We start from the raw sequence: 5,147 nt of genomic DNA, 5'->3' as shown, positions 1-5,147 counted from the left end.
GTGCTGATCACCGCGAGCAATTTTGCCGCGATCAGCGGCAACGCCGCCGCCAGTGGCACCGGTGGTCTTTCCAGCGGTGGTGCGACGGGCGCGACACCCAGTGCGTTCGCGGGGATCTACAACAACGGCGGCACGATCAACACGGCGTACGTCGAGCCACCGACCGCGACCATCGTGGTCGCCGACCCGTCGCTGAGCATTGGCGAGACATCGCTGGTGACCATCACATTCAGCCGCGCGGTAAGCGGTTTCACCAACGCCGACCTGACGATTGCCAACGGCACGTTGAGCGCGGTGAGCAGCGCCGATGGCGGGATCACCTGGACGGCGACCTTCACGCCGACCAACAACATCACCGACACCACCAACCTGATCACCCTGGACAACACCGGGGTGGCGGCGGTTTCCGACGGCACCGCAGGCGTGGGCACCACCAACTCCAACAATTACACGATCGACACCCAGCGTCCGACCGCAACCATCGCAATGGCTGATACGGCGCTGAAAATCGGTGACACCTCTCTGGTGACCATCACTTTCAGCGAAGCCGTGAGCGGTTTTACCAACGCCGACCTGACGATTGCCAATGGCACATTGACCGCTGTGTCCAGCGCCGACGGCGGGATCACCTGGACGGCGACCTTCACGCCGACCAGCAATATCACCGATGCCACCAACCTGATCACCCTGGACAACAGCGGTGTCGCGGATCTTTCCGGCAATGCCGGCACCGGCACGACCAACTCGATCAATTACGCCATCGATACCCAGCGTCCGACCGCCACCATCGTGGTTGCCGACAATAATCTGGTCATTGGCGAAACCTCGCTGGTGACCATCACCTTCAGTGAAGCGGTAAGCGGTTTCACCAACGCCGACCTGACCATCGCCAACGGTACATTGAGCGCTGTCAGCAGTGCGGACGGCGGGATCACCTGGACGGCGACGTTTACCCCGAACAGCAGCGTCAATGACGCCACCAACCTGATCACCCTGAACAACACCGGGGTCACTGACCTGGCCGGCAATACCGGTACAGGAACCACCGACTCCAACAACTATGTGATCGACACCCAGCGTCCGACGGCGACGATAGTGGTGGCCGACAATGCGCTGAAAATCGGTGAAACCTCGCTGGTGACCATCACCTTCAGCGAGGCTGTCAGCGGGTTCACCAACGCCGATCTGACCATTGCCAGCGGTACGTTGAGTGCGGTGAGCAGTGCGGACGGCGGGATCACCTGGACAGCGACGTTCACCCCGACCAACAACATCACCGACACCACCAACCTGATCACCCTGGACAATACCGGTGTCGCGGATCTTTCCGGTAACGCCGGCACCGGCACCACCGACTCGAACAATTACGCCGTCGACACCCAACGCCCAACAGCGACCGTCACGGTGGCCAATCCTGCGTTGAAAATCGGCGATACCTCGCTGGTAACCATCACCTTCAGCGAAGCGGTGACCGGGTTCACCAATGCTGACCTGACCGTCACCAACGGCACCCTGTCGGCGGTGAGCAGCAGCGATGGCGGCATTACCTGGACGGCGACTTTTACCCCGAGTGCGAGCATTACCGACGCGACCAACGTGATTACCCTGGACAACACCGGGATTGCCGATCTGGCGGGCAATGCCGGCAGCGGCACCACCGACTCGAACAATTACGCCATCGACACCCAGCGCCCGACGGCGACTATCGTGATCGCCGATCCGGCCTTGAGCGCCGGCGAAACTTCGCTGGTGACCATCACCTTCTCTGAGGCGGTGAGCGGCTTCACCAACGCCGACCTGACGATCCCCAACGGCACACTGAGCGCCGTCAGCAGTGCGGACGGCGGCATCACCTGGACCGCAACCTTCACGCCGACAGTCGGGATCAGCGACACCACCAACGTCATCACCCTGAGCAACGCCGGGATTGCCGACCTGGCAGGCAACGCGGGCACCGGCACCACAAACTCTGGCAACTTCACCATCAACACGGTGGCGCCGACTGCAACCATCGTGGTTGCTGACAACAGCCTGAACATCGGTGAGACCTCGCTGGTGACCATCACCTTCTCCGAGGCGGTCACCGGTTTCAACAACGCCGACCTGACGATTGCCAACGGCACTCTCACGGCGGTAGCGAGCAGCGATGGTGGTATCACCTGGACGGCGACCTTCACCCCGACCAGTAATATCACCGACGCTACCAATCTCATCACCCTCGACAACAGCGGTGTACAAAACGCCTCCGGCAATGCCGGCAATGGCACCACCATTTCCAACAACTACGCCATCGACACCCAGCGCCCCACCGCCACCATCGCCCTGGCCGATTCGGCACTGGGCGTTGGGCAAACCACCACCGTGACTATCACCTTCAGCGAGGCCGTGAGCGGTTTTACCCTCGCCGATCTGACGGTGGACAACGGCACGCTCTCCGGGCTGACCACCTCGGACAACATCATCTTCACGGCGACGTTTACACCCGCAGCAGGCATCACGGACACCAGCAACGTCATTACCCTGGACAACACAGGCATTGCTGACACGGCGGGTAATACCGGCAGCGGGACCACCAGCTCCGGCAACTACGTCATCGACAGCCAGCGCCCGACGGCGACCATTGTCATGGCCGACACCAGCCTGAGCGCGGGGCAAACGTCGCTGGTGACCATCACTTTCAGCGAAGCCGTAACCGGTTTCGACAACAGCGACCTGTCGATCCCCAATGGCACATTGACTGCCTTGAGCAGCAGCGACGGTGGCATCACCTGGACGGCGACTTTCACGCCAAACACCGGGATCAACGATGCCACCAACCTGATCACCCTGAACAATTCCGGCATCGCTGACCTTGCCGGCAATGCGGGCACCGGCATTACCAACTCCGGCAACTTCACCATCGACACCGTATTGCCGACGGCAACCATCGTGGTGGCCGATCCGAGCCTTTCTGTGGGTGAAACGTCCCTGGTGACCATTACGTTCTCCGAGGCAGTGAGCGGATTCAGCAATGCCGATCTGAGTATCGCCAACGGCACGTTGACTGCCGTGAGCAGCAGCGACGGCGGCATTACCTGGACGGCAACGTTCACCCCGACGGCCAACATCACCGACGCGACCAACCTGATTACCCTCGATAACAGCGGTGTGCAGAATGCTGCCGGTAACGCGGGCAGCGGAACCACCGATTCCAACAACTTTGCCATCGACACCCAGCGCCCGACCGCAACCATTGTCGTCGCCGATCCGGCGCTGGGCGTTGGCCAGACCACGCAGGTGACCATCACGTTCAGCGAGGCGGTGAGCGGCTTCAGCAACGCCGATCTAACCATTGCCAACGGCACTTTGACGGCGGTGAGCAGCGCCGATGGCGGTATCACCTGGACGGCGACGTTCACTCCGACAGCAGGTATCACCGACACCAGCAATGTCATTACGCTGGACAACACGGGGGTCACTGACCTGGCGGGCAACACCGGCAGCGGCAGCACCGATTCCAATAATTACGCGATCGACAGCCAGCGTCCGACGGCGACCATTGTCATGTCCGACACCGACCTGCGCCCCGGCGAAACAGCGCAGGTAACCATCACCTTCAGCGAAGCGGTCACCGGTTTCGACAACGCCGACCTGAGTGTCGCCAATGGCACGCTGAGCAACGTTTCGTCGAGCGACGGCGGCATCACCTGGACGGCCACGTTCACCCCGAGCATCGGTGTCAGCGACGCCACCAACCTGATCGTGCTGAACAACAGCGGCATCACGGACCTGGCCGGCAACGCCGGCACCGGCATCACCAATTCGGCCAACTACGCGGTGCAGACCGAAGTGCCGACGGCGACCATTGTCGTCGCCGATAACGCGCTCAAGGCTGGTGAAACCTCGGTGGTGACCATCACCTTCAGCGAGGCCGTCAGCGGTTTCAGCAACGCGGACCTGAGCATCGCCAACGGCACGCTGAGCAACGTGACATCCAGCGACGGCGGCATCACCTGGACGGCGACATTTACCCCGACCGCCAACATCGCCGACACCAGCAACCTGATCACCCTCGACAACAGCGGTGTGGTCAATGCTTCCGGCAACAGCGGCGTCGGTACTACCGACTCGAACAACTTCGCCATCGACACCGCGCTGCCGACCGCAACCATTGTGGTCGCCGACAATCGCCTGGGCATCGGTGAAACCACCACGGTGACCATCACCTTCAGCGAAGCGGTGAGCGGTTTCGATCTGTCGGACATCAGCGTCGCCAACGGTGCGCTGTCGAACCTGAGCAGCAGCGACGGTGGCGTGACCTGGACCGCGACTTTCACCCCGACAGCCGGCGTCAACGACGCGACCAACCTGATCCTGATCGACACCTCCGGCGTCCAGGATCTGGCCGGCAACCTCGGCGCGAGCATCGCCATCTCCAACAACTACATCCTCGACGCAACCCGGCCGACGGTGGATATCGTGGTCGCCAATCCGCACCTGGGCATCGGCCAGACCACCACGGTGACCTTCACCTTCAGCGAGGCGGTGAGCAATTTCGACCTGTCCGACCTGAGCGTGACCAATGGCGACCTGAGCAATCTGACCAGCAGCGATGGCGGCAAGACCTGGACCGCAACCTTCACGCCGACTGCCAACGTTACCGACCCGAGCAACTTCATCGCGCTGGACACCAGCAACGTCACCGATCTGGCGGGCAACGCCGGCAGTACCGTGGCGGTGTCGAACAACTACGCCCTCGACAGCGAACGGCCGACCGCCACGGTGGTGGTGGCCAATCCGGATCTGGGCGTGGGCCAGACCTCGCAGGTGACCATCAGCTTCAATGAAGCGGTGACCGGGTTCGATCTCAGTGACATCAATGTCGGCAACGGCACCCTGTCGAACCTGAGCAGCAGCGACGGCGGCAAGACCTGGACTGCTACGCTGACCCCGGGCGCCAACATCAACAGCGCCAGCAATGCGATCAGCGTCAACAGCGCCGGGGTCAGTGACCAGTCCGGCAACAGCGGCAGCGGTGTCAGCAGCTCCAATAACTACGCGATCAATACCGTGCCACCGGTTATTCCGCCAACGGTGCCGACCACGCCGACCAATGGGGTGATTCCCGATCCGCTGTTCCGCAGCAGCGATCCGGTCGCACCGCCGCC

The 5,147-nt window shown here is 62.1% G+C and carries 1 protein-coding gene; it reads left to right on the top strand.

Features of this window, described 5'->3' with window-relative positions; translation table 11 throughout:
• Positions 1-5,147: S-layer family protein (locus DBR18_RS29625; protein WP_256588827.1), on the top strand; the 5,147-nt coding region annotated here is incomplete at both ends.

This window comes from Pseudomonas sp. HMWF021, assembly GCF_003061005.1.
Lineage (GTDB): Bacteria > Pseudomonadota > Gammaproteobacteria > Pseudomonadales > Pseudomonadaceae > Aquipseudomonas.
This window is presented reverse-complemented; position numbering and strand designations above follow the sequence as displayed.